This is a genomic window from Acidimicrobiales bacterium (assembly GCA_035512495.1).
Lineage (GTDB): Bacteria > Actinomycetota > Acidimicrobiia > Acidimicrobiales > CADCSY01 > DATKDW01.
In genome coordinates, this window is sequence record DATKDW010000026.1 from 1 (window position 1) to 19,437 (window position 19,437).

Annotated in this window: 21 protein-coding genes; 19 read left to right on the forward strand and 2 right to left on the reverse strand. The window is 71.0% G+C overall.

Annotation, left to right across the window (positions count from 1 at the left end):
- Nucleotides 1-1,521: hypothetical protein (locus VMN58_03145; protein ID HUF32191.1), on the forward strand; the 1,521-nt coding region annotated here is incomplete at its 5' end.
- A gap of 103 nt (nucleotides 1,522-1,624) precedes the next feature.
- Here VMN58_03145 and VMN58_03150 read toward each other — a convergent pair.
- A complete protein-coding gene (locus VMN58_03150; GenBank protein ID HUF32192.1) occupies nucleotides 1,625-2,887 on the reverse strand; it encodes a geranylgeranyl reductase family protein in 1,263 nt (420 codons plus the stop codon).
- A gap of 57 nt (nucleotides 2,888-2,944) precedes the next feature.
- Entirely contained in the window at nucleotides 2,945-3,643 is a 699-nt protein-coding gene (locus VMN58_03155) for a c-type cytochrome (protein ID HUF32193.1), read from the reverse strand.
- Nucleotides 3,644-3,856: 213 nt separating this feature from the next.
- On the opposite strand from VMN58_03155, the gene VMN58_03160 reads away from it, so the two are divergent.
- From VMN58_03160 to nuoK, 18 genes are all read left to right on the forward strand, one after another.
- Complete coding sequence (locus tag VMN58_03160) at nucleotides 3,857-4,279, forward strand: hypothetical protein (protein HUF32194.1); 423 nt, start codon at nucleotides 3,857-3,859, stop codon at nucleotides 4,277-4,279.
- A 2-nt stretch (nucleotides 4,280-4,281) separates the two neighbouring features.
- Entirely contained in the window at nucleotides 4,282-4,695 is a 414-nt protein-coding gene (locus VMN58_03165) for a 4Fe-4S binding protein (protein ID HUF32195.1), read from the forward strand.
- A gap of 116 nt (nucleotides 4,696-4,811) precedes the next feature.
- Nucleotides 4,812-5,600, forward strand: a complete 789-nt coding sequence (gene extP / locus VMN58_03170; protein ID HUF32196.1) for a selenite/tellurite reduction operon b-type cytochrome ExtP — start codon at nucleotides 4,812-4,814, stop codon at nucleotides 5,598-5,600.
- 34 nt (nucleotides 5,601-5,634) lie between these two features.
- Complete coding sequence (locus tag VMN58_03175) at nucleotides 5,635-6,456, forward strand: menaquinol-cytochrome c reductase cytochrome b subunit (GenBank protein HUF32197.1); 822 nt, start codon at nucleotides 5,635-5,637, stop codon at nucleotides 6,454-6,456.
- 15 nt (nucleotides 6,457-6,471) lie between these two features.
- A complete protein-coding gene (locus tag VMN58_03180; protein HUF32198.1) occupies nucleotides 6,472-7,344 on the forward strand; it encodes a Rieske 2Fe-2S domain-containing protein in 873 nt (290 codons plus the stop codon).
- The gene (locus tag VMN58_03185) at nucleotides 7,344-8,480 is read left to right on the forward strand and encodes a cytochrome c (GenBank protein HUF32199.1); all 1,137 of its coding nucleotides are present in this window, start codon (nucleotides 7,344-7,346) and stop codon (nucleotides 8,478-8,480) included. Before VMN58_03180 ends, VMN58_03185 begins: the two co-directional genes overlap by 1 nt.
- Nucleotides 8,477-9,244, forward strand: a complete 768-nt coding sequence (locus VMN58_03190) for a hypothetical protein (GenBank protein ID HUF32200.1) — start codon at nucleotides 8,477-8,479, stop codon at nucleotides 9,242-9,244. Before VMN58_03185 ends, VMN58_03190 begins: the two co-directional genes overlap by 4 nt.
- A gap of 40 nt (nucleotides 9,245-9,284) precedes the next feature.
- Nucleotides 9,285-9,785 (forward strand): NADH-quinone oxidoreductase subunit A, encoded by a 501-nt coding sequence (gene ndhC, locus VMN58_03195; protein HUF32201.1) that lies wholly within the window; start codon nucleotides 9,285-9,287, stop codon nucleotides 9,783-9,785.
- A complete protein-coding gene (locus VMN58_03200) occupies nucleotides 9,785-10,375 on the forward strand; it encodes an NADH-quinone oxidoreductase subunit B family protein (protein ID HUF32202.1) in 591 nt (196 codons plus the stop codon). Before ndhC ends, VMN58_03200 begins: the two co-directional genes overlap by 1 nt.
- Nucleotides 10,372-10,911 carry an NADH-quinone oxidoreductase subunit C gene (locus tag VMN58_03205; protein ID HUF32203.1) on the forward strand — a complete coding sequence of 180 codons (540 nt, stop codon included), beginning with the start codon at nucleotides 10,372-10,374 and terminating at the stop codon, nucleotides 10,909-10,911. Before VMN58_03200 ends, VMN58_03205 begins: the two co-directional genes overlap by 4 nt.
- Nucleotides 10,908-12,266 carry an NADH-quinone oxidoreductase subunit D gene (locus tag VMN58_03210; GenBank protein ID HUF32204.1) on the forward strand — a complete coding sequence of 453 codons (1,359 nt, stop codon included), beginning with the start codon at nucleotides 10,908-10,910 and terminating at the stop codon, nucleotides 12,264-12,266. Before VMN58_03205 ends, VMN58_03210 begins: the two co-directional genes overlap by 4 nt.
- Entirely contained in the window at nucleotides 12,266-12,853 is a 588-nt protein-coding gene (nuoE, locus tag VMN58_03215) for an NADH-quinone oxidoreductase subunit NuoE (GenBank protein ID HUF32205.1), read from the forward strand. Before VMN58_03210 ends, nuoE begins: the two co-directional genes overlap by 1 nt.
- Complete coding sequence (gene nuoF / locus VMN58_03220; GenBank protein ID HUF32206.1) at nucleotides 12,854-14,161, forward strand: NADH-quinone oxidoreductase subunit NuoF; 1,308 nt, start codon at nucleotides 12,854-12,856, stop codon at nucleotides 14,159-14,161.
- Entirely contained in the window at nucleotides 14,154-16,760 is a 2,607-nt protein-coding gene (gene nuoG / locus VMN58_03225; protein ID HUF32207.1) for an NADH-quinone oxidoreductase subunit NuoG, read from the forward strand. Before nuoF ends, nuoG begins: the two co-directional genes overlap by 8 nt.
- A complete protein-coding gene (gene nuoH / locus VMN58_03230) occupies nucleotides 16,753-17,961 on the forward strand; it encodes an NADH-quinone oxidoreductase subunit NuoH (protein ID HUF32208.1) in 1,209 nt (402 codons plus the stop codon). Before nuoG ends, nuoH begins: the two co-directional genes overlap by 8 nt.
- Entirely contained in the window at nucleotides 17,961-18,590 is a 630-nt protein-coding gene (gene nuoI / locus VMN58_03235; protein ID HUF32209.1) for an NADH-quinone oxidoreductase subunit NuoI, read from the forward strand. Before nuoH ends, nuoI begins: the two co-directional genes overlap by 1 nt.
- Complete coding sequence (locus tag VMN58_03240; GenBank protein ID HUF32210.1) at nucleotides 18,590-19,132, forward strand: NADH-quinone oxidoreductase subunit J; 543 nt, start codon at nucleotides 18,590-18,592, stop codon at nucleotides 19,130-19,132. Before nuoI ends, VMN58_03240 begins: the two co-directional genes overlap by 1 nt.
- Nucleotides 19,129-19,434 (forward strand): NADH-quinone oxidoreductase subunit NuoK, encoded by a 306-nt coding sequence (gene nuoK / locus VMN58_03245; protein HUF32211.1) that lies wholly within the window; start codon nucleotides 19,129-19,131, stop codon nucleotides 19,432-19,434. Before VMN58_03240 ends, nuoK begins: the two co-directional genes overlap by 4 nt.
- Nucleotides 19,435-19,437 lie beyond the last annotated feature (3 nt).

The following is a 19,437-nucleotide window of genomic DNA, read 5'->3' on the forward strand; positions in this document are numbered from 1 at the left end:
GTGGCGGCGGCGGTGGCCGACCTCACCGAGCGCCGGGCGGGGCCACGCATGTGGTCCGGCGACCACACCCTTTGGCAGGACGACCCCACCGAGGTCGCGGACCGCCTGGGCTGGCTGCACGTGGTCGACGACATGGCCGCCGCCCTGCCCGAGATCGAGCGGGTCGCCGCGGCGGCCGCCGCCGACGGGCTCCGCCACGCCGTGGTGCTCGGCATGGGCGGCTCGTCGCTGTTCCCCGAGGTGCTGGCCCGGTCCTTCCCACCCGCCCGGCTCGACCTCCGCGCCCTCGACACCACCGACCCTGCGGCCATCGCCCGCATCGCCGAGCTCGGCCTCGACCGCTGCCTCTTCGTGGCCGCGTCCAAGTCGGGCACCACCATCGAGACCCGCAGCCAGCTCGAGCACTTCTGGGCGGCGTGCGGCCCCATCGCCGGAGGAACGGAGAGCGGGGCAAACAGGGGCAGCCGCTTCGTCGCCATCACCGACCCCGGCTCCGAGCTGGCCGAGCTCGCTCGCCAGCGGGGCTTCCGGGCCACCTTTGAGAACCGGGCTGACATCGGCGGCCGCTACTCGGCCCTGTCGCACTTCGGCATCGTGCCCGGGGCGCTGATGGGCGTCGACGTCGTCGGTCTGCTGCAGCGGGCCCAGGCGGTCGCCGCCGCTCACGGACCCTCCGACCACGACCACCCGGCCGTGCGGCTCGGCGCCATCCTCGGCGCCGGCGCCCGGGCCGGGCGGGACAAGCTCACCCTGGTGCTGCCCGAGGGCATCGCCACCTTCGGCCTGTGGCTCGAGCAGCTGGTGGCCGAGTCCACCGGCAAGGCGGGAGAGGGGATCGTGCCGGTGACGGGCGAGCCCCTCGCCGGGCCCGAGGCCTACGGCGACGACCGCCTCTTCGTCGCTGTCGGTGACGACCACCGCGCCACCCTTGACGCGCTGGCAGCAGCCGGGCACCCGGTGGTCACGCTCGCCTACGGCGACCCCCTCGACCTCGGCGGCCTGGTGCTGCTCTGGGAGCAGGCGGTGGCGCTCAGCGGCGCCGTGCTCGGCATCAACCCCTTCGACCAGCCCGATGTGGCCGCCGCCAAGGAGGCCACCGCCACGGTGCTGGACGAGGGCCTCTCCGACATCCCCACCACCGCGGTGTCCGACCTGCTCGACCTGGTGGGCCCGGGCGACCACCTGGCCGTCCAGGCCTTCGTCGACCCCGGGGACATCGACCTCCTCACTGCCCTCGAGGCCACCCGCGTGGCCCTCCGCGACCGGCTCCGGGTGGCCACCACCGTCGGCATCGGCCCCCGCTTCCTCCACTCCACCGGCCAGCTCCACAAGGGCGGCCCGCCCTCGGGGGTGTTCCTCCAGGTGGTGGGCGACGACCCGTCCGACCTCGACATCCCCGGTCGGGGGTTCGGCTTCTCCACCCTGAAGAATGCCCAAGCGGCCGGCGACCTCCGCGCCCTGCAGGACCGTGGCCTGCGGGCCGGTCGTGTCGGTCTCGACGAGCTGCTGGCGGCCCGCTGATGCACCTCGGCCTCGAAGGCTGACCCCCAAAACCCGTTCTGGCACCAGGATCGCGCTGTTCGCCGGCGCGGATCTGGTGCCAGTTCGCCCCAGCGGGGGTCGGTCAGGCCGAGGGCTCGGGGATGACTCGGGCCAGCTGGGCCACGACCTTGTAGGCCGCCTCGGCGGGGCCGACCTCGTCGGGTCGCAGCAGGTTGGCCATGATCCGCAGGACCCACTCCATCAGGGGTCGGGAGTGCATGCCCACCCGGGTGAGCTCGCGCATGAGCGTGGGCCGCCCGATGATCTTCACGAACGTGCGGGCCACCTTGAAGTAGAGCCCGTACTCGGCTTCGAGCATCTGCTCGTAGCGCTGGAGGGCCAGGCCGTTGCCGGTGTGCAGGGCCTCGTCGAGCACGTCGGCGGCCATGCGCCCGGTCTCGTAGGCGTAGTCGATGCCCTCGCCGTTGAACGGGTTGACCGACCCGGCGGCGTCGCCCACCACCAAGTGGGTGGGACCCGACTTGGGGCCGACGGAGCCGCCCATCGGCAGCCGCCCACCGGTGGGCTCGCCCACCTTGGCCTCGGGGGTGATGCCCCAGTGCGCCGGGGCGGTGGCCGCCCACTCCTCCATCAGGTGGGAGGTGTTGACCGACTTCCAGTCGCGGAACGTGGAGAGCAGCCCGATGCCGACGTTGATGGTGCCGTCGCCCACCGGGAAGATCCAGCCGTAGCCGGGCAGCGACGCTCCGTTGCGGTCGCGGACGTCGAGGGCCGACTCGATCCAGGGGTCGTCGTGCATCGGGCTCTCGTAGTAGCCCCGGATCGCCATGCCCTGGGGCCACGACCGGATGCGACTGGTGCCGAGGGCCCGCCCGAAGCGCGAGTTGGACCCGTCGGCCACCACCACGTAGCGGGCGGTGACGTCGCGCACCGCGCCGCTCTCCTTGTGCTTGATCGAGGCGCCGGTGAGGAGGCCACGGTCGAAGATCGGGCCGACGGCCTCCGTGCCCTGCCACAGGGTGGCACCGGCCTTGACGGCGTGGTCGGCCACCATCTGGTCGAGGTCGCGGCGGCGCACGACGTAGCCGTGGGAGGGGAACACGGGGTGGTCGGGCCAGGCCAGCTCGAGGGTGACGCCGTGGGCGATGGTGCGCAGGCCGTCGAAGCGGTGGTGGTCGCGGGCGATGGCGTCCTCGAGGCCCATCTCGGCCAGCTGGTGGACGGCCCGCGGCGTGAGGCCGTCGCCGCAGGTCTTCTCCCGGGGGAAGACCTTCTTCTCGACCACGAGCACGCGGTGGCCGGCCTCGGCCAGCCAGTAGGCGGTGGCCGCCCCGGCAGGGCCGCCCCCAACGACGAGCACGTCGTAGTCGGTGGTGGGACTCACCTCGTCAGTGTGGACCGCCCCGGCGGCCGACGGCGACTCGCGCCGGCGGCCCGGAGATCAGTCGTCGTCGCCGCCCTCGCCCTCGGCACCCTCGGCCAGCGTGGGCTCCTCCTCGCCGCCGATGACCTCGCGCTCGTAGCGGACCACGGCGAGGACCTCCTCGTCGGTGAGGGCGTTGCCGAAGCCCGGCATGGCGCCAAAGCCCTGCTGGGAGATCTTCTGGCCGCCGGGTCGGTCGGGGTCGCCGTAGGGGGTCCCCGCGGCCGGGGAGCCGTCGACGACCCAGTCGAGGTGCTGCTGGGGGTCGGAGAACGTCAGGTTGACCTCGGTCAGCGGCGGGCCGGAGCCGCCGCCGCCGCCCCCGCCGTGGCACCCGGCGCACTGGGCGGCGAAGATCTGCTGGCCCTCGGCGAGCACGGGGTCGAGCGCTTCGCCGGACTCGGTGAGGGCGCCAGCGTAGATGAGGGCCCACAGCGGGAGGATGGCGAGCACGGGGGCGGCCCAGACGGGGATCTTCGCCCGGCGCTGGGCAGCCTCCACGTAGGGCGGGGGCGGGGGGGGCGGCGGCGCCGGCTCGGCGGCGGTGCCCACCGGCGCCTGGGTGGCCGGGACGGGGGCCGCCTCGCCCGAGCTGGCCGGGGTGTCGGTCGCCGGTGCGTCGGCGGCCGGTGCCTCGCCGGCGTCGCCGCTGTCACCGTCGCCGGCGGAGCGGCGCTCTCGCGATCGGCGCAGCAGGTGCTCGGGGACGTCGGTCACGGATCAGCCTCCAACGGAGCTCAGCCCCCTCGGTCGGGGCTGCCATCAGGCGCTCACACTAGGGGCCCTCTCGAGGCGATGGCCAAGTCGGCCCGATGTGCCGGCCCGGGAGGGGCCGTGGTAGACCAGAGGCCGACCCGGTGTGGCGTGACCGCCTCGCGGGCGTACAATGTGAGAAGTTTCACGAGCCGGGTTGCCGAGGAGGTCCGCCGGGTGGTCGCTCTCATCGCATCGACGCTGGCAACGATCCTCATGAGCGTCGCCATCGTCGCCTACGGCAAGCGCCGTCCGCCCGGCACGCCCCTCACGTGGGGCGAGGCCATGGTGGCCGCCACCTACGTCTTCGCCATCTTCACCCTGGCGTACGGCGTCGTGCCCCACCAGTGGCTCACCCTCGCCGAGAGCGAGCTCAACTGGCGTCAGGACCGCCTGGTGTCCGGGCCCTTCGGGATCATCGAGGCCGGCCCCATCGAGATCACCTACCGGGTCCTCAAGGACCTGGTCGCCACGATCATCTACGTGGTGTTCCTCGGCGGCCACATCGCCCTGTGGGCCATCTGGCAGGGTCGTGGCAAGGAGAAGCCCAAGGAGATCCCGACCTCGCCGTACGGCCGGCCGCTGGCCCGGAAGGCCTGAGCATGGCCAAGACCGACGCCAACCCCCCGATGCCGACCTTCTCGGGGGACTACATCCTCCAGGAGATCGACACCGACGCCCTCGGTGCCTCGGTCAAGCCGAAGCAGTTCCTCCACATCGACCAGTCCGAGTGCATCATGTGCGAGGGCTGCGTCGACATCTGCCCCTGGAAGTGCATCCACATGCTCTCCACAGAGGCGGTGGCCGAGGCCACCAACACCGCAGCGCCGGGCCTCGACCCCGACGACCACGTGATCTTCGTGGTCGACGAGGACGTCTGCACCCGCTGCGCCCTCTGCGTCGACCGCTGCCCCACCGGCGTGATCGTCCTCGGCAAGGCCGGTGTCGCCGCCCGCGACGGCGACCAGCACCAGCGCGACAACAACCACGGCTACGGCTACGGGATGCGCTTCTGATGCCCGAGGCCCCGGTTCTCCGTCACGCCGCGAGCGTGCTTAGGCTGCGGGTCGTCCCCGTCCCCGTCACCGCCGCACGGCGATCCTCCGAGCGATAAGGACAACGAGGCACAGGCATGGCGAACACCATCCAGAACAAGGGCCGGGGCGCCCAGCTCGCCGACCGGCTGAGCAAGCTCGGCGACCAGATCCAGGGGTCGCAGGCCTGGAGCTCGATCTTCCGACCGGGCTCGATCTTCCGGAAGGGATACACCGACAGCCCGAGGAACCGGTCGTACGTGGTCATGAACTCGGTGCTGTACCACCTCCACCCGGTGAAGGTGAAGCGCCACGCCGTCAAGGTCTCCTACACGCTGTGCCTCGGCGGGTTGAGCTTCTTCCTCTTCATCCACCTCACCGTCACCGGCATCTTCTTGATGTTCTTCTACCGCCCGACGGCGGCGGCGGCGTGGAACGACATCTACACGCTCCAGACCTCGGTCACCTTCGGCCTGCTGGTGCGCAACATGCACCGGTGGGCGGCCCACCTCATGGTGCTGGCGGTGTTCCTGCACATGGCTCGGGTCTTCTACCACGGGGCCTACAAGCCGCCGCGCGAGTTCAACTGGGTCATCGGCGTGATCCTGCTCACGCTGACCCTGCTCCTCAGCTTCACCGGGTACCTGCTGCCGTGGGACCAGCTGGCGCTGTGGGCCGTGACGGTGGGCACCAACATGATGGGCTACACCCCCGTGTTCGGCGACCAGGTGCGCTTCGTGCTCCTGGGCGGGGTGGAGATCGGCACCGACACGCTGCTGCGCTGGTACGTGCTCCACGTGCTGATGCTCCCGTTCGTGCTCGTGATCTTCATGGCCATCCACTTCTGGCGGGTCCGCAAGGACGGCGGCATCTCCGGGCCCCTGTAGGGCCACGGCGACGCCTCAAGGCAACGAGGGAAACATGACCGAGATCCCCGAGCACCTCCTCAAGCGAGCAGCGGAGGCCAAGGCCAAGGCCGCGGCCACGCCCGACGCCCCCCCGGAGGAAGCCGCGCCCGCTGACGACGACGCTGCCGTCGCGGCCAGCGACGCCGAGGCCGAGGACACCGGCAAGATCCCGGCCCACCTCCTCGATCGATCCAAGGCGGCCAAGGCCAAGGCCGAGGGCGGCGGCGCCGCCCCCGCCGAGGGCGGCGGCGTGGCGACCAAGGAGCGCGCCCCGGCCGGCGCCGGTGGCGCCGTGGCCACCGCCGGCTCGCAGGCCCCTCCGCTGACCACCGGCCCCGAGGGCCACACCCAGCGCCTCCTCACGGTCGTCAAGTCGGGCTCGATCCAGGACGTCAAGGCCAAGCCGGTCGACAAGGTCCACACCTGGCCCCACCTGCTGGTGGTCGAGTTCGTGGCCGCCCTGTTGGCCACCGCGTTCCTGCTCGTCTTCGCCGCCCTCGTGAACGCCCCGTTGCTCACGCTGGCCAACTTCAACATGACGCCGAACCCCTCCAAGGCGCCCTGGTACTTCCTCGGCCTCCAGGAGCTGCTCGCTCTGTTCCACCCGATGGTGGCCGGCGTCACCATCCCCGGCATCGGGATGTTCGCCCTGATCCTGGCGCCCTACACCGACCGCAACCCGTCGCATCGACCCGAGGACCGCAAGTTCGCGATCTCGCTGTTCACCATCTTCCTCATGTTCTGGGCGGTCCTGGTGATCATCGGCTCGTTCTTCCGGGGACCTGGCTTCAACTTCGTCTTCCCCTGGGCCGACGGCATCTTCTTCGAGTTCTAGGCAGTAGGAGCAACCTTGGAAGGAACAACCGTCCTCACGATCGCCATCCCGGTCCTCGTGGCCCTGGCGGCGCTCGTGCTCTTCACCACGGCTCGTCGGCGCGACACCGACCGCGCCCTGTCGAGCGAGACGCGCCGCCGGGACCGCAGCGACAGCCCGTTCCTCGCCGTCGACGAGGACGAGCGTCCCCGGACCGGTCGCGAGGTCGAGCGCGAGGCCGCCATGGCCCGGGCGTCAGCCGGCACCGAGCTCGAGCGCTTCGACTCCGGACCGCCCGCTCCCTACGTCCCGCCCGACCCCGAGACCCTCGGCGTCACCCGCCGGCAGTTCTTCAACCGCAGCATCATCGCCATGTTCGGCCTCGGGCTCTCCGGCTTCGGCGCGGCCGTGCTGGCGTTCCTGTGGCCCCAGCTCTCGGCAGGCTTCGGCTCCACCATCACCGTGGGCCGGGTCGACGACATCCTGTCCTCGATCCGCGACAGCCACGAGCCCTTCTACGTCGCCGAGGGTCGCTTCTACCTCAACCCGTACCCGAGCGCGGCGGTGGGCAAGGCGGCCAACGCCTACTCCGACGCCGTGCTGCCCGGCATGGAGGCCGGCCTGGTGGCGCTCTACCAGAAGTGCCCCCACCTCGGCTGCCGCGTCCCGTGGTGCGACACCTCGCAGTGGTTCGAGTGCGGCTGCCACGGGTCGAAGTACAGCCGGGTGGGCGAGTGGAAGGGCGGCCCCGCACCCCGCGGCATGGACCGCTTCGCCGTCACCGTCGGCGACAGCGGCGTGGTCAGCGTCGACACGAGCCTCGTGGTGGAGGGCCCGGCCAAGGGCACCAACACCACCGGCCAGGAGGCCGAGGGCCCCAACTGCGTCGGTGGCGGGGGTGACCACTGATGGATCTCCTCATCGCAGCCGCCACCGGCGGCGGTGGCGGCGGCGCGGCCGATGCCGCCCCCATCTCCGCCCAGCAGGCCATCGCCATCATCGTGGCCGTCGTCGTCGTCGTGGGCTGGGGCCTCTACCTGCTCACCAACATGAAGCGCGCCAAGCCCGAGATCGGCTCCGAGATCGAGCTGGCCCCCAACCGCAAGCCCTACTACGACGACGAGCAGCTCGAGGGCCCGAGGCTCGAGCGGGCGCTCTCGTGGGGCCTCGTCAGCCTGGCCGTCATCGGCGTGGGCCTACCCCTCTACTGGCTTGCCGAGCCAGGCCGCCAGGCAGGCGCCATCGACAACATGCGCGAGCGGCGCGAGGGCGTCACCTACGTCCACGGCGCCGGCTCCGAGCCGGTGGGAGGCGGCGCCCTCTTCGCCGCCACCGACCAGGGGGGCTTCAACTGCGCCGGCTGCCATGGCGGCATGGCCGCCATCGGCGGCGAGGTTCCCGCCACCCTCACCGACCCCGACGGCACCCTCCGCCAGGTCCAGTGGTACGCCCCGTCGCTCAACGACGTCACCCTGCGGATGACCGACGAGCAGATCTTCGACGTCCTCACCTTCGGCCGGCCGTTCTCGCCGATGCCAGCGTGGGGCATCGAGGGCGGCGGTCCGATGACCAGCCAGCAGCTCGAGAACCTCATCCTCTACATGCACAGCATCGCCATCTCCCCCGAAGAGGCGCGTCAGCAGAACCTTGCCGCCATGGAGGCGGAGCAGGAGCGCATCCGCGGCCTGGGCGACCAGCCCGCCACCCTCGGTGCCGCGCTGTTCAACCTGCACTGCGCCCGCTGCCACACCAAGGGGTGGTCGTACGACGAGCCGGTGGCCCCAGGCTCGGGTGCCTTCGGGCCGCCGCTCTACAACGTGCTGGAGCAGTTCCCCGACCGCCAGGATCACATCGATTTCGTGGCCAACGGGCGCCAGCTGGGCGAGCAGTACGGGGAGCAGGGCCAGTCCAGCGGCCGCATGCCCTTCTTCTCGCAGGTACTGACCGAGGAGCAGATCGAGGCGATCGTGGACTACGAGCGCGAGCTCACGGAGCGACAGGCGGCCGGCGGCAACCGCGCCAACCGGAACGGGGGCGGCTCGTGAGCGGCGCCCTCCTCCTCGCCCTGAGCCTCCCCTGGGATCCTGCCCTCCGCGGCATCGCCATCGTGGCGGTCGCCGTGGCCATCCTCTGCGGCTCGGTCTACCTCCTGCTCGCCACCAACACCGGCACCCGCCTCGGGTTCCTCATCGCCGCCGCCGGCCTCGCCGGCTGGATGATGCTCATGGCCGGCACCTGGTGGATCTACGCCATCGGCCTGGTGGGCGACTCGCCCACCTGGCAGGTCACCGAGATCGTCCGTCACGACGACCCCCGCAACCTCGAGGGGGTAGCCCTGCCTGAGGCGCGTGACCTCTCCGACTGGACCCAGATCCCCGCGGACGACCCCTCGCGGGGCGAGGCCAGCGCAGCCGCCGACGAGGCCATCGCCGGGTCCGGTCCCGTGGCCCAGTTCGAGACCACCAGCGACTACGTCGTGATCGGCGTCCTCGACCGTGGCGGCAAGGACCCCGACGCCCTGCTCTCACAGCTCCCCCTGTCGCACCCGCCCCACCACGCCATCGTGCAGGTGCAGCAGGTGGTCGAGGTCGAGGTCGCCTTCGGCGAGGCGCCGCCCCCGGCCGAGGCCGACCCCACCCGGCCCATCCACTCCATCGTGATGGTGCGGGACCTCGGCAGCGAGCGCCTGCCGCCGGCGGTCATCACCATCGCCTCGATGATCATCTTCGGGGTGGCCTGCAACGCGCTGCACCGGCGTGACAAGGCGGCCAGCGAGGCCCGTGCTCGTGCGCTGGCTGCTGCCCCATGAGCATTTCGGCGGGCCCCGCGCTCGTCGCTAGGGTCCGGTGATGGACGACTACCTGCCGATCGTCGTCATGTTCGTGCTCGCCGTCGGCTTCGTCGTGCTGAGCCTGGTGACCACCAAGATGGTCGCCTCCTCGCGCCCCACCGACGCCAAGCTGGCGCCCTACGAGTGCGGCATCGTGCCCAGCCGGGAACCCGCCCGCCGCTTCCCGGTGCGGTTCTACCTGGTGGCGATGATCTTCATCATCTTCGACATCGAGATCATCTTCCTGTTCCCGTGGGCCACGGTCTTCCGTGAGCTCGGCGGCTACGGCCTCGGCGTGATGATGCTCTTCATCGTGCCGTTCTTCCTCTCGTTCGCCTGGGAGATCTCCCAGGGGGGCCTCGACTGGGGCCCACGCAAGCGGATGCGCCGCCTCGACCCCGCTGCCGCGCTCGGCCGCGCCCCCGGCCCCGGCGTGCGCCGGGTGACCTCGCCCGGCCTCGTCGCCGGCTCCGAGCGGCGTCCCGTCACCGCCCCCGCGCCCGAGGAGGTCCACGCCTGATGCCGGCACCGAACGGCCTCGAGGGCATGCAGCACAACTTCCTCACCGGCCCCCTCGAGGACGTCGTCAAGTGGGCGCGCAGCAACAGCGTGTGGCCCGCCACCTTCGGCCTGGCCTGCTGCGCCATCGAGATGATGGCCACCGGCGCCGCCCACCACGACCTGTCGCGCTTCGGCATGGAGGTCTTCCGGCCCTCGCCCCGCCAGGCCGACCTGATGATCGTGGCCGGCCGCGTGAGCCAGAAGATGGCACCGGTGCTCCGGCAGGTCTACGACCAGATGATGGAGCCCAAGTGGGTCCTGTCGATGGGCGTCTGCGCCTCGACCGGCGGCATGTTCAACAACTACGCGATCGTGCAGGGGGTCGACCAGGTCGTCCCCGTCGACGTCTACGCCCCGGGCTGCCCCCCGAACCCCCAGACGCTGCTGCACTCGATCCTGACCCTCCACGAGCTCATCCGCACCGGCGAGCTCACCCAGCGCCGCCGGGCCACCGGCGCCGGCGCCGGCATCCACGTCGAGGCCCAGGAGGCCGGCGACGTCCCCGTCACCCTCCAGCGCAAGCCCGTCCACCTGGGTACTCCCACATGAGCGACGGCCAGAGCGACGTGGCGCCCGACGAGGAGGCGCAGGGAGAGGGCGTGCCCGAACCGGAGACCCGGCACGGCGCGCTCGTCACCCGCACCTTCGGCGACGAGGTCCTCCACGTCGAGCGCGAGCGCTGGCTCGAGGTGGTGGAGGCGCTGCGCGACGAGGGCTACACCCTCTGCACCGACATCACTGCGGTCGACTACCTGACCCACACCGGGCGCACGCTGCCGGCCGGCGTCGCACCCGAGCGCTTCGAGGTGGTGGCCAACCTGGTGTCGCTCGAGCAGCGCGCCCGCCTCCGCCTCCGGACCCAGGTCCCCGAGGGCGACCCCACCGTGGCGTCGCTGTGGGGTGTCCACCCCGGGACCGAGGCGGGGGAGCGCGAGGTCTACGACATGTTCGGCATCGCCTTCGACGGCCACCCCGACATGACCCGCATCCTCATGCCCGAGGACTGGGAGGGTCACCCGCTGCGCAAGGACTACGCCGTGGGGGAGATCCCCGTGGCCTTCAAGGGCACCCCGGGGGTGAGATGAGCGACTCCGCACACCACGACCAGCGCGCCGGCGGCGTGGGGGCCGACACCAGCGAGGGCGCTCAGGAGATGATGGCCCGTGGCAGCGTGGCGGCCACCGAGCTGCTCCGCGAGTCGGGCGCGGTGCTGCGGATGTCGGAGGCCGACGTCGCCGAGCTGACCCAGACGATCGACGACGAGACCATCGGCGACGACGAGACGATGATCATCAACATGGGGCCCCAGCACCCCAGCACGCACGGCGTCCTGCGCCTGATGCTCGAGCTCCAGGGCGAGACGGTGCTGCGCACCAAGCCCATCATCGGCTACCTCCACACCGGCATGGAGAAGACGGGGGAGTCCCTCACCTACCTCCAGGGCACCACCAACACCACGCGGATGGACTACCTGTCGCCGCTGTTCAACGAGCTGGTGTTCGCCATGGCCACCGAGAAGCTGCTCGGCCTCGAGCTGCCCCCGCGGGTCACCTGGATCCGCATGCTGATGTGCGAGCTCAACCGCATGTCGTCGCACCTCCTCTACTTCGCCACCAACGGCATGGACATGGCCTCGACCACGTCGATGATCTTCGGCTTCCGCGAGCGCGAGGAGATCCTGACGTTCTTCGAGCGCTGCTCCGGCTTGCGGATGAACAACAACTACATCCGCGTGGGCGGGGTGGCCGCCGACCTGCCCGACGGCTGGGAGGACGAGGTCACCGCCCTCGTCGACGAGATCGAGTCCCGCCTGCCCGACCACGAGGACCTCTTCCACGGCCAGCCCATCTGGCACGAGCGCAGCCAGGGCGTGGGCGTCCTCACCCCCGAGGAGGCCCTGGCCATGGGGTGTACCGGGCCGATCCTCCGCGCCACCGGCGTGCCGTGGGACCTTCGCCGCGACACGCCGTACCTGGCCTATGACCAGGTCGACTTCGACGTCGTCATCGGCACCTACGGCGACGCCCTCGACCGCTTCTCGGTGCGCATGGACGAGATCCGCGAGTCGATGCGCATCGTGCGCCAGTGCGTCGAGGCCATGCCGGCGGGCGACCACCGGGTGCAGGACAAGAAGGTCACCCCGCCGCCCCGGGCCCGCATCGACGAGTCGATGGAGGCCCTGATCCACCACTTCAAGATCTTCACCGAGGGCTTCAAGGTGCCCGAGGGAGAGGTCTACGCCGCGGTCGAGTCCCCTCGTGGCGAGCTCGGCTGCTACATCGTCTCCGACGGCAGCTCCAAGCCCTACCGCATGCACATCCGGGGGCCGTCGTTCGTGAACCTCCAGGCGCTGCCTCACATGATGCGCGGCGGCCTCGTGGCCGACGCCGTCGCCATCATCTCCTCCGTCGATCCCGTGATGGGGGAGGTCGATCGCTGATGTCCCGCCTGTCGTCCGCCAACGTCGAGCTCGCCCGGGAGATCATCGCCCGCTACCCGCGCAGCCGCTCCGCCCTGATCCCGCTGCTCCACGTCGCCCAGGAGCAGGATGGCTGGGTCAGCCCCGAGGCCATGGCCCACATCGGCGAGCTGCTCGACCTCACCCCCGCCGAGGTCCTCGGCACCTGCAGCTTCTACGAGATGTTCAAGCGCGAACCGGTCGGTCGCTACGTGGTGAACGTCTGCACCTCGATCTCGTGCCACCTCATGGGTGGCGACGAGCTGCTCGAGCACTGCGAGCGCAGCCTCGGGATCAACGCCGGGGCCACCACGGCCGACGGCACCTTCACGCTGAACCACGTCGAGTGCATTGCCGCGTGCACCGAGGCGCCCGCCCTCCAGGTCAACTACCGCTACGTCCACCGGGTCACCGACGCCGACGCCGACGCTCTCTTCGACGATCTGCGCGCCGGCCGGCGCGACGACGAGATCCCGCCCCACGGCACCCTCACCCGCATCCGCCAGCGTCCCGCCCCCGACCGGTGGGTCGGACGCGGCGCCGAGGGCCTCGCTCCGGAGGTCCGCTAGATGGCAGTCACCAGCGCTCCCAAGATCACCACAGCGCGCTTCGACCGCGACGACGCCCACACCCTCGACGGCTACCTCGCCACCGGGGGCTACGGGGCGCTGCGCAAGGCGCTGGCGATGACCCCGGCCGAGGTGGGCGCTGAGGTCAAGGCGGCCAGCCTGCAGGGCCGCGGCGGCGCCGGGTTCCCCGCCGGCGTCAAGTGGGGGTTCCTGCCGGAAGGGGTGTTCCCCCGCTACCTCGTGGTCAACGGCGACGAGAGCGAGCCGGGCACCTACAAGGACCGTCTCCTCATGGAGCGTGATCCCCACCAGCTCATCGAGGGCGTGATCATCTCCAGCTACGCCACCGACTGCGCCCAGGCCTTCATCTACGTCCGCGGCGAGATGCCCGTTGCTCACGAGCGCCTCGCCACCGCCCTCAACGAGGCCTACGCGGCCGGCTACGTCGGCAAGGACATCATGGGCACGGGCTACGACCTCGACGTGGTGCTGCACTGGGGCGCCGGCGCCTACATCGTGGGGGAGGAGACCGCCCTCATCGAGAGCCTCGAGGGCCAGCGCGGCATGCCCCGCCTCAAGCCCCCGTTCTTCCCCGCGGTCAAGGGCCTCTACATGCAGCCCACCATCGTCAACAACGTCGAGACGCTCGCGAACATCCCCTGGATCATCGACAACGGCGCTGCCGCCTACACCGAGATCGGCAACGAGGAGGGGGCGGGCATGCGCATGTTCGCCGTGTCGGGCCACGTGAAGACCCCCGGCGTCTACGAGGTCGAGCTCGGCAAGACGACCTTCCGCGACCTCATCGAAGCGCCGGTCTACGGCGGGGGCATCCGTGACGGCCGCGCCCTCAAGGCGTTCATCCCCGGCGGGGCGTCGTCACCGTGGTTCTTCGAGGAGCACCTCGATCTGCCCCTCACCAAGTCCGGCATCGACAAGGCCGGCTCCATGCTCGGCTCGGGCGCGGTGATCATCATGGACGAGACCACCTGCGTGGTGCGTGCCGCCTACTCGCTGGTGCGGTTCTTCGCCCACGAGTCCTGCGGCAAGTGCACACCGTGCCGCGAGGGCACCGGGTGGCTGGCCAAGATCCTGCGTCGCATCATCGACGGGGCGGGCCGCGAGGAAGACCTCGAGCTCCTCCTCGACGTGTCCGACAACATCTCTCCGGGGATCGCCTGGCCCCCGAAGCAGACCACCATCTGCCCGCTGGGTCCCTCGGCGGTCTCGCCGATCGCCTCGTCGATCCGGCGCTTCCGCGACGAGTACCTGGTGATGATCAAGGAAGGCGGCGCGGCCCGTGGCTGACACCGAGCACGAGACCAAGACGACCGTCTCCATCACCGTCGACGGCCGCACCGTCGAGGCCGCCCCCGGCGAGCTGGTCATCGCGGCCGCCGAGCGCGAGGGCACCTACATCCCGCGCTTCTGCTACCACCCGCGGATGAACCCGGTGGGCATGTGCCGCATGTGCATCGTCGAGATCGACACCGGGCGCGGCCCCTCCCTCCAACCGGCCTGCATGATCCCGGTGGCCGAGGGCATGAGCGTCGACACCACCTCCGAGGTCACCAAGAAGGCCCAGGATGGGATCCTCGAGTTCCTGCTCATCAACCACCCGCTCGACTGCCCCGTCTGCGACAAGGGCGGCGAGTGCCCCCTGCAGGACCAGACCCTGGCGTTCGGTCCCGGTGAGAGCCGCTTCGTCGAGCAGAAGAACCACTGGGAGAAGCCGATCCCGCTGAGCGACCTGGTCACCATGGACCGGGAGCGCTGCATCTTGTGCGACCGTTGCACCCGCTTTGCCTCCGAGGTCGCCGGCGACCCGCTCATCAGCTTCATCGGGCGGGGCAGCGAGACCCAGGTCAACACCTTCCCCGACGACCCATTCGCCTCGTACTTCTCCGGCAACACGGTCCAGATCTGCCCGGTGGGCGCGCTCACCTCGGTGGCGTACCGCTTCAAGACCCGCCCGTGGGACCTCGACCAGGTGGAGTCCACCTGCACCTCCTGCTCGGTGGGCTGTCGGATCGCGCTCCAGAGCTCGCAGGACCGCCTCGTCCGCCAGCTCGGCGTCGACGTCGACCCCGTCAACTGGGGCTGGCTCTGCGACAAGGGCCGCTACGACCACGAGGCGTTCGACAGCGACCGGCGCCTCGGGACCCCGCTGCGCCGCGACGGTGACGCCCTCGTCGAGACGGGCTGGGCCGAGGCCCTCGGTGCGACGGTCGAGGCCCTCGCTGGTGCTCGCGACCGCCACGGCCCCGGCTCGGTGGCCGTGCTCGGCGGCGCCCGCCTCACCAACGAGGACGCCTACGCGTGGTCCAAGCTGGCTCGCTCGGTGATCGGCACCGACTCGGTCGACGCCCAGATCGGCGACGGCCTGCCGGCGGAGGCCGTGGTCGGCCTGCCCCGGGCCACCATCGACGAGGTCTGCGCCGCCGACACCGTCGTGCTGCTCGCTCCTGACGTCAAGGAGGAGCTGCCGGTGCTGTACCTGCGCCTCCGCCACGCCGTGGTCGAGCGCGGGCTCAAGATCATCGAGCTCAGCCCCGCGGCCACCGGTCTGACGCGCTACGCCGCCGCCTCGTTCCGGTACCGGCCGGGCGAGGCCGCCGGCGTCATGCGTGACCTCCTCGCCGGCGAGGGCCCCCATGCCGAGGCCGCTGGGCTGCTGGGCGACGGCACCGTCGCCTGCGTGCTCGGGCGCCCGTCGCTGGCCGAGTCCGGGCAGTCGATCCTCGATGCCGCCTCGGTCCTGTTCGAGTCGGCGCCGGCCACCACCTTCCTGTCGGCCCTCCGGCGCTCGAACGTCCACGGCGCGCTCGACATGGGCCTTGCCCCCGGGCTCCTCCCGGGCCGGGTCGCCCTCGACGAGGGCCGCGAGTGGTACGGCGCCGAGTGGGGCGACCTCCCCGCCGAGCGCGGGCTCGATGCCGCCGGGATCCTCGAAGCTGCGGCCAATGGCCAGGTGCGGGTGCTGGTGCTCCTCGGTGCCGACCCGCTCGCCGACTTCCCCGACCGCGACCTCGCCCGCCGGGCGCTGGCGGGGGCCGGTTTCGTGGTGGCCCTCGACTGCTTCGCCACCGACTCCAACCGTCAGGCCGACGTGGTGCTGCCGGTCGCCGGCTTCGGCGAGAAGCCCGGCACCACCACCAACATCGAGGGGCGGATCAGCCGGCTCCACCAGAAGGTCACCGCGCCGGGTACCGCTCGGACCGACTGGATGGTCGCAGCAGAGCTGGCGTGGCGCCTCGGTGGCGACCTCGGCATCGAGTCGGTCGAGGACGTGTGGGCCGAGCTGTCGCGGCTGGCCCCCTCGCACGCCGGCATCACCTGGGAGCGGATCCAGTCCGGTGAGGGCTTCGACGGCATCCTCGCCGGCGAGCTCACCACCGAGGCGGTGGAGGAGGCTGCCGCCGACCCGGAGGCCAGCGACGTCGACGAGGCGTTTGGCCCTTCCGGCGGCGGGAGCGACGACGACGCCACGCCCCGCATCCCGGCGGTGCTGCGCTTCGGGCCCGTCCCCGCGTCCCGGAACCTGCCACCGGTCGACAGCTACTCCCTGCGCCTGGTGGCGTCGCGCCGCCTCTACGACGACGGCACCATCAACCAGCACGCCCCGGCGCTGGCGGGCCTGGCCGTCGCCGCGCCGCTCCGGGTGAACGCCACCGACCTCGACCGGCTCGGCCTCGACAGCGGCGCCCGGGTGCGGTGCACCTCCAGCCGGACCTCGCTGGTCCTCGAGGTCGCCCCAGACCCCGGCGTCCCCCGGGGCTCGGCTGTGCTCACCTTCAACCAGCCCGGAGCCGGTGCCGCCGACCTGATCGACGCCTCGCAGCCCGTGACCGACATCCGCGTCGAGACGATCACCGACTCGACCTCCCAGGAGCGCGCTGATGGGTGACCCGCTCTTCGCCGACGGCATCGACCTCACGGTCGTGCTGTTCGTCCTCGTCAAGGCGCTCATCGGCTTCACGTTCGTGATGGTCGGCGTCATCTTCATGATCTGGTTCGAGCGCAAGATCATCAGCGACATGCAGGCGCGCGTCGGTCCCGACCGGGCCGGGAAGTGGGGACTGCTGCAGACCCTCGCCGACGGCATCAAGCTGATCTTCAAGGAGGACCTGTCGCCCGACCGGGCCGACAAGCTCATCTTCCGCCTGGCGCCCTACCTGTCGGTGGCGCCCGCCTTCCTGACCTTCACCGTCGTCCCCATCGGCGGGGTGTTCGGTGGTGGCGGCGACGGCTCGATCACCCTCTTCGGGCGCACCACCTACATGCAGGTGGCCGACCCCCAGGTCGGTGTGCTGTTCCTGCTCGCCATGTCGTCGGTGGCGGTCTACGGCATCATGCTCGCCGGCTGGTCCTCGGGCTCGAAGTACCCGCTGCTCGGCTCGGTGCGGGCCTCGGCCCAGATGGTCAGCTACGAGGCAGCCCTCGGCCTCTCCGTGGTCGCGGTCATCCTGCTGTCGGGCTCGCTGTCCACCCACGACATCGTCGCCGCCCAGGCCGGGTCCATCCTGAACTGGAACCTGGTTGCCACCGCCGGGGTCCCCTTCTTCATCTTCCTCGTCGCTGCCACCGCCGAGCTCAACCGCCCGCCGTTCGACCTCGTCGAGGCCGAACAGGAGATCGTTGGCGGCTTCCACACCGAGTACTCCTCCATCCGCTTCGGCATGTTCTTCCTCGCCGAGTTCATGAACACCATCACTATGTCGGCGATCATGGTGACGCTGTTCCTCGGCGGCCCCGCCGGCCCGATCCTCTTCGGCCCCGAGATCATCTGGCCCACGTTCTGGTTCATGGCGAAGCTGCTGGCCTTCCTCTTCCTGTTCGTGTGGATGCGGGCGAGCCTGCCGCGCCTCCGCTACGACCAGCTGATGGACCTCGGCTGGAAGCGCCTCATCCCCCTCTCGCTCGGCTGGCTGCTCCTCATCGCGGCCATCCGCGTCGGCCGCGACGAGGGCTGGAACTGGGCCGTGGTGCTGGTCGGGAGCTTCGTCGTCGGCCTCCTCGCGTTTGCCGCCCTGCTCGCCGCCATGCGAGTGTCCGACCGCCGTCGGGACCTCGAGGCGGTCGACGAGTTCGGGGAGGTGACGGGCTAGTGGGCTACTTCAGCGGGTTCGGCGTGACCCTGCGCCAGATGTTCCGTCCCCGGGTCACGCACCGGTACCCGGAGGTCAAGCGGCCGAAGCCGGAGCGCCACCACGGCCGCCACGTCCTCAACCGGTACGAGGACGGCATGGAGAAGTGCATCGGCTGCGAGCTCTGCGCCGGTGTCTGTCCGGCGCGCTGCATCTACGTCCGAGGCGCCGACAACCCGCCCGACGACCCGGTCAGCCCCGGTGAGCGCTACGGCTACGTCTACGAGATCAACTACCTGCGCTGCATCCACTGCGACCTGTGCGTGGAGGCCTGCCCCACCGAGGCCATCACCGAGTCGAAGCTCTTCGAGTTCTCCTTCACCAACCGCGACGACGCCATCTACACCAAGGACCAGCTGCTGGTCGACGACGACGGTCGCCCCCGCCGCCTGCCCTGGGAGGACTGGCGCGAGGGCGACGACACCCACACCTCGGCGTGGATGCGCGCCACCTCGACCGGCGGCTCCGCCGCCTACGCCGGCCGGGTCCTCTGGTCGGGTGAGCTGGGCTACGGGGTCCGCGCTCCGGAGGTCGGCCAGTCCGCCACCGCGGCGCCGGTGCTCGACGCCTCCGAGGAGGGTGATCACTGATGGAGACCGTCGTCTTCCTGATCGCCGCCGTGGTGATCCTCACCGGCGCCCTCGGCGTGATCCTCTCCCGCAACCCGGTGCACTCCGCCCTGATGCTCGTCATGACCCTGTTCGGGGTGGCGGTGCTCTTCGTGGCCCAGGAGGCGCACTTCCTCGCTGCGGTGCAGGTGATCGTCTACGCCGGCGCCATCGTCGTGCTCTTCCTGTTCGTCATCATGCTCCTCGGGGTCGACACCGCCGAGAACCTCCAGACCGAGCCCATCGGCGGCCAGCGGCCGGCGGCCGCCGTCGTGGCGGTGGCCAGCCTCGGCCTCCTCGCCCTGCTCGCCGTCCGCGCCGCGCAGGTCTCCACCGGGGCAGAGTCGGTCATCGGCCCGCTCGACGGTGACGGCTCGAACACCGTGCTGCTGGGGCGGGCGCTGTTCACCGACTACGTCTTCGCCTTCGAGGCCACCGGGGCGCTGCTGGTCATCGCCGTGGTGGGCGCCGTGGTGCTGGCCCGCCGTCCCCGGGGCGGCATCGACGAGGGGAGCCGGACGTGACCGTCGACTCCAGCTGGTACCTGATCCTCTCGGCCATGCTGTTCACCATCGGGGCCATGGGCCTGCTGGTGCGCCGCAACCCGCTCGTGATGTTCATGTGCGTCGAGCTCATGCTCAACGCCGTCAACCTCACGTTCGTGACCTTCGCCCGGATGCTGAACGACATCGGCGGGCAGGTGGTCGTGTTCTTCGTGCTCGTCGTGGCCGCCGCCGAGGTGGTGGTCGGTCTCGGGATCATCGTGGCCATCATGCGTCGCCGCCCCGGCGCCACCGCCGACGACATCTCGCTGCTGCGCGGTTGAGGA

What these genes read in the sequence shown, in the direction of transcription:
- VMN58_03165 (HUF32195.1), top strand. Translation starts at nt 4,282, where the DNA reads ATGGCCAAGACCGACGCCAACCCCCCGATGCCGACCTTCTCGGGGGAC.
- extP (HUF32196.1), top strand. Translation starts at nt 4,812, where the DNA reads ATGGCGAACACCATCCAGAACAAGGGCCGGGGCGCCCAGCTCGCCGAC.
- VMN58_03175 (HUF32197.1), top strand. Translation starts at nt 5,635, where the DNA reads ATGACCGAGATCCCCGAGCACCTCCTCAAGCGAGCAGCGGAGGCCAAG.
- VMN58_03185 (HUF32199.1), top strand. Translation starts at nt 7,344, where the DNA reads ATGGATCTCCTCATCGCAGCCGCCACCGGCGGCGGTGGCGGCGGCGCG.
- ndhC (HUF32201.1), top strand. Translation starts at nt 9,285, where the DNA reads ATGGACGACTACCTGCCGATCGTCGTCATGTTCGTGCTCGCCGTCGGC.
- VMN58_03200 (HUF32202.1), top strand. Translation starts at nt 9,785, where the DNA reads ATGCCGGCACCGAACGGCCTCGAGGGCATGCAGCACAACTTCCTCACC.
- VMN58_03205 (HUF32203.1), top strand. Translation starts at nt 10,372, where the DNA reads ATGAGCGACGGCCAGAGCGACGTGGCGCCCGACGAGGAGGCGCAGGGA.
- VMN58_03210 (HUF32204.1), top strand. Translation starts at nt 10,908, where the DNA reads ATGAGCGACTCCGCACACCACGACCAGCGCGCCGGCGGCGTGGGGGCC.
- nuoE (HUF32205.1), top strand. Translation starts at nt 12,266, where the DNA reads ATGTCCCGCCTGTCGTCCGCCAACGTCGAGCTCGCCCGGGAGATCATC.
- nuoF (HUF32206.1), top strand. Translation starts at nt 12,854, where the DNA reads ATGGCAGTCACCAGCGCTCCCAAGATCACCACAGCGCGCTTCGACCGC.
- nuoH (HUF32208.1), top strand. Translation starts at nt 16,753, where the DNA reads ATGGGTGACCCGCTCTTCGCCGACGGCATCGACCTCACGGTCGTGCTG.
- VMN58_03240 (HUF32210.1), top strand. Translation starts at nt 18,590, where the DNA reads ATGGAGACCGTCGTCTTCCTGATCGCCGCCGTGGTGATCCTCACCGGC.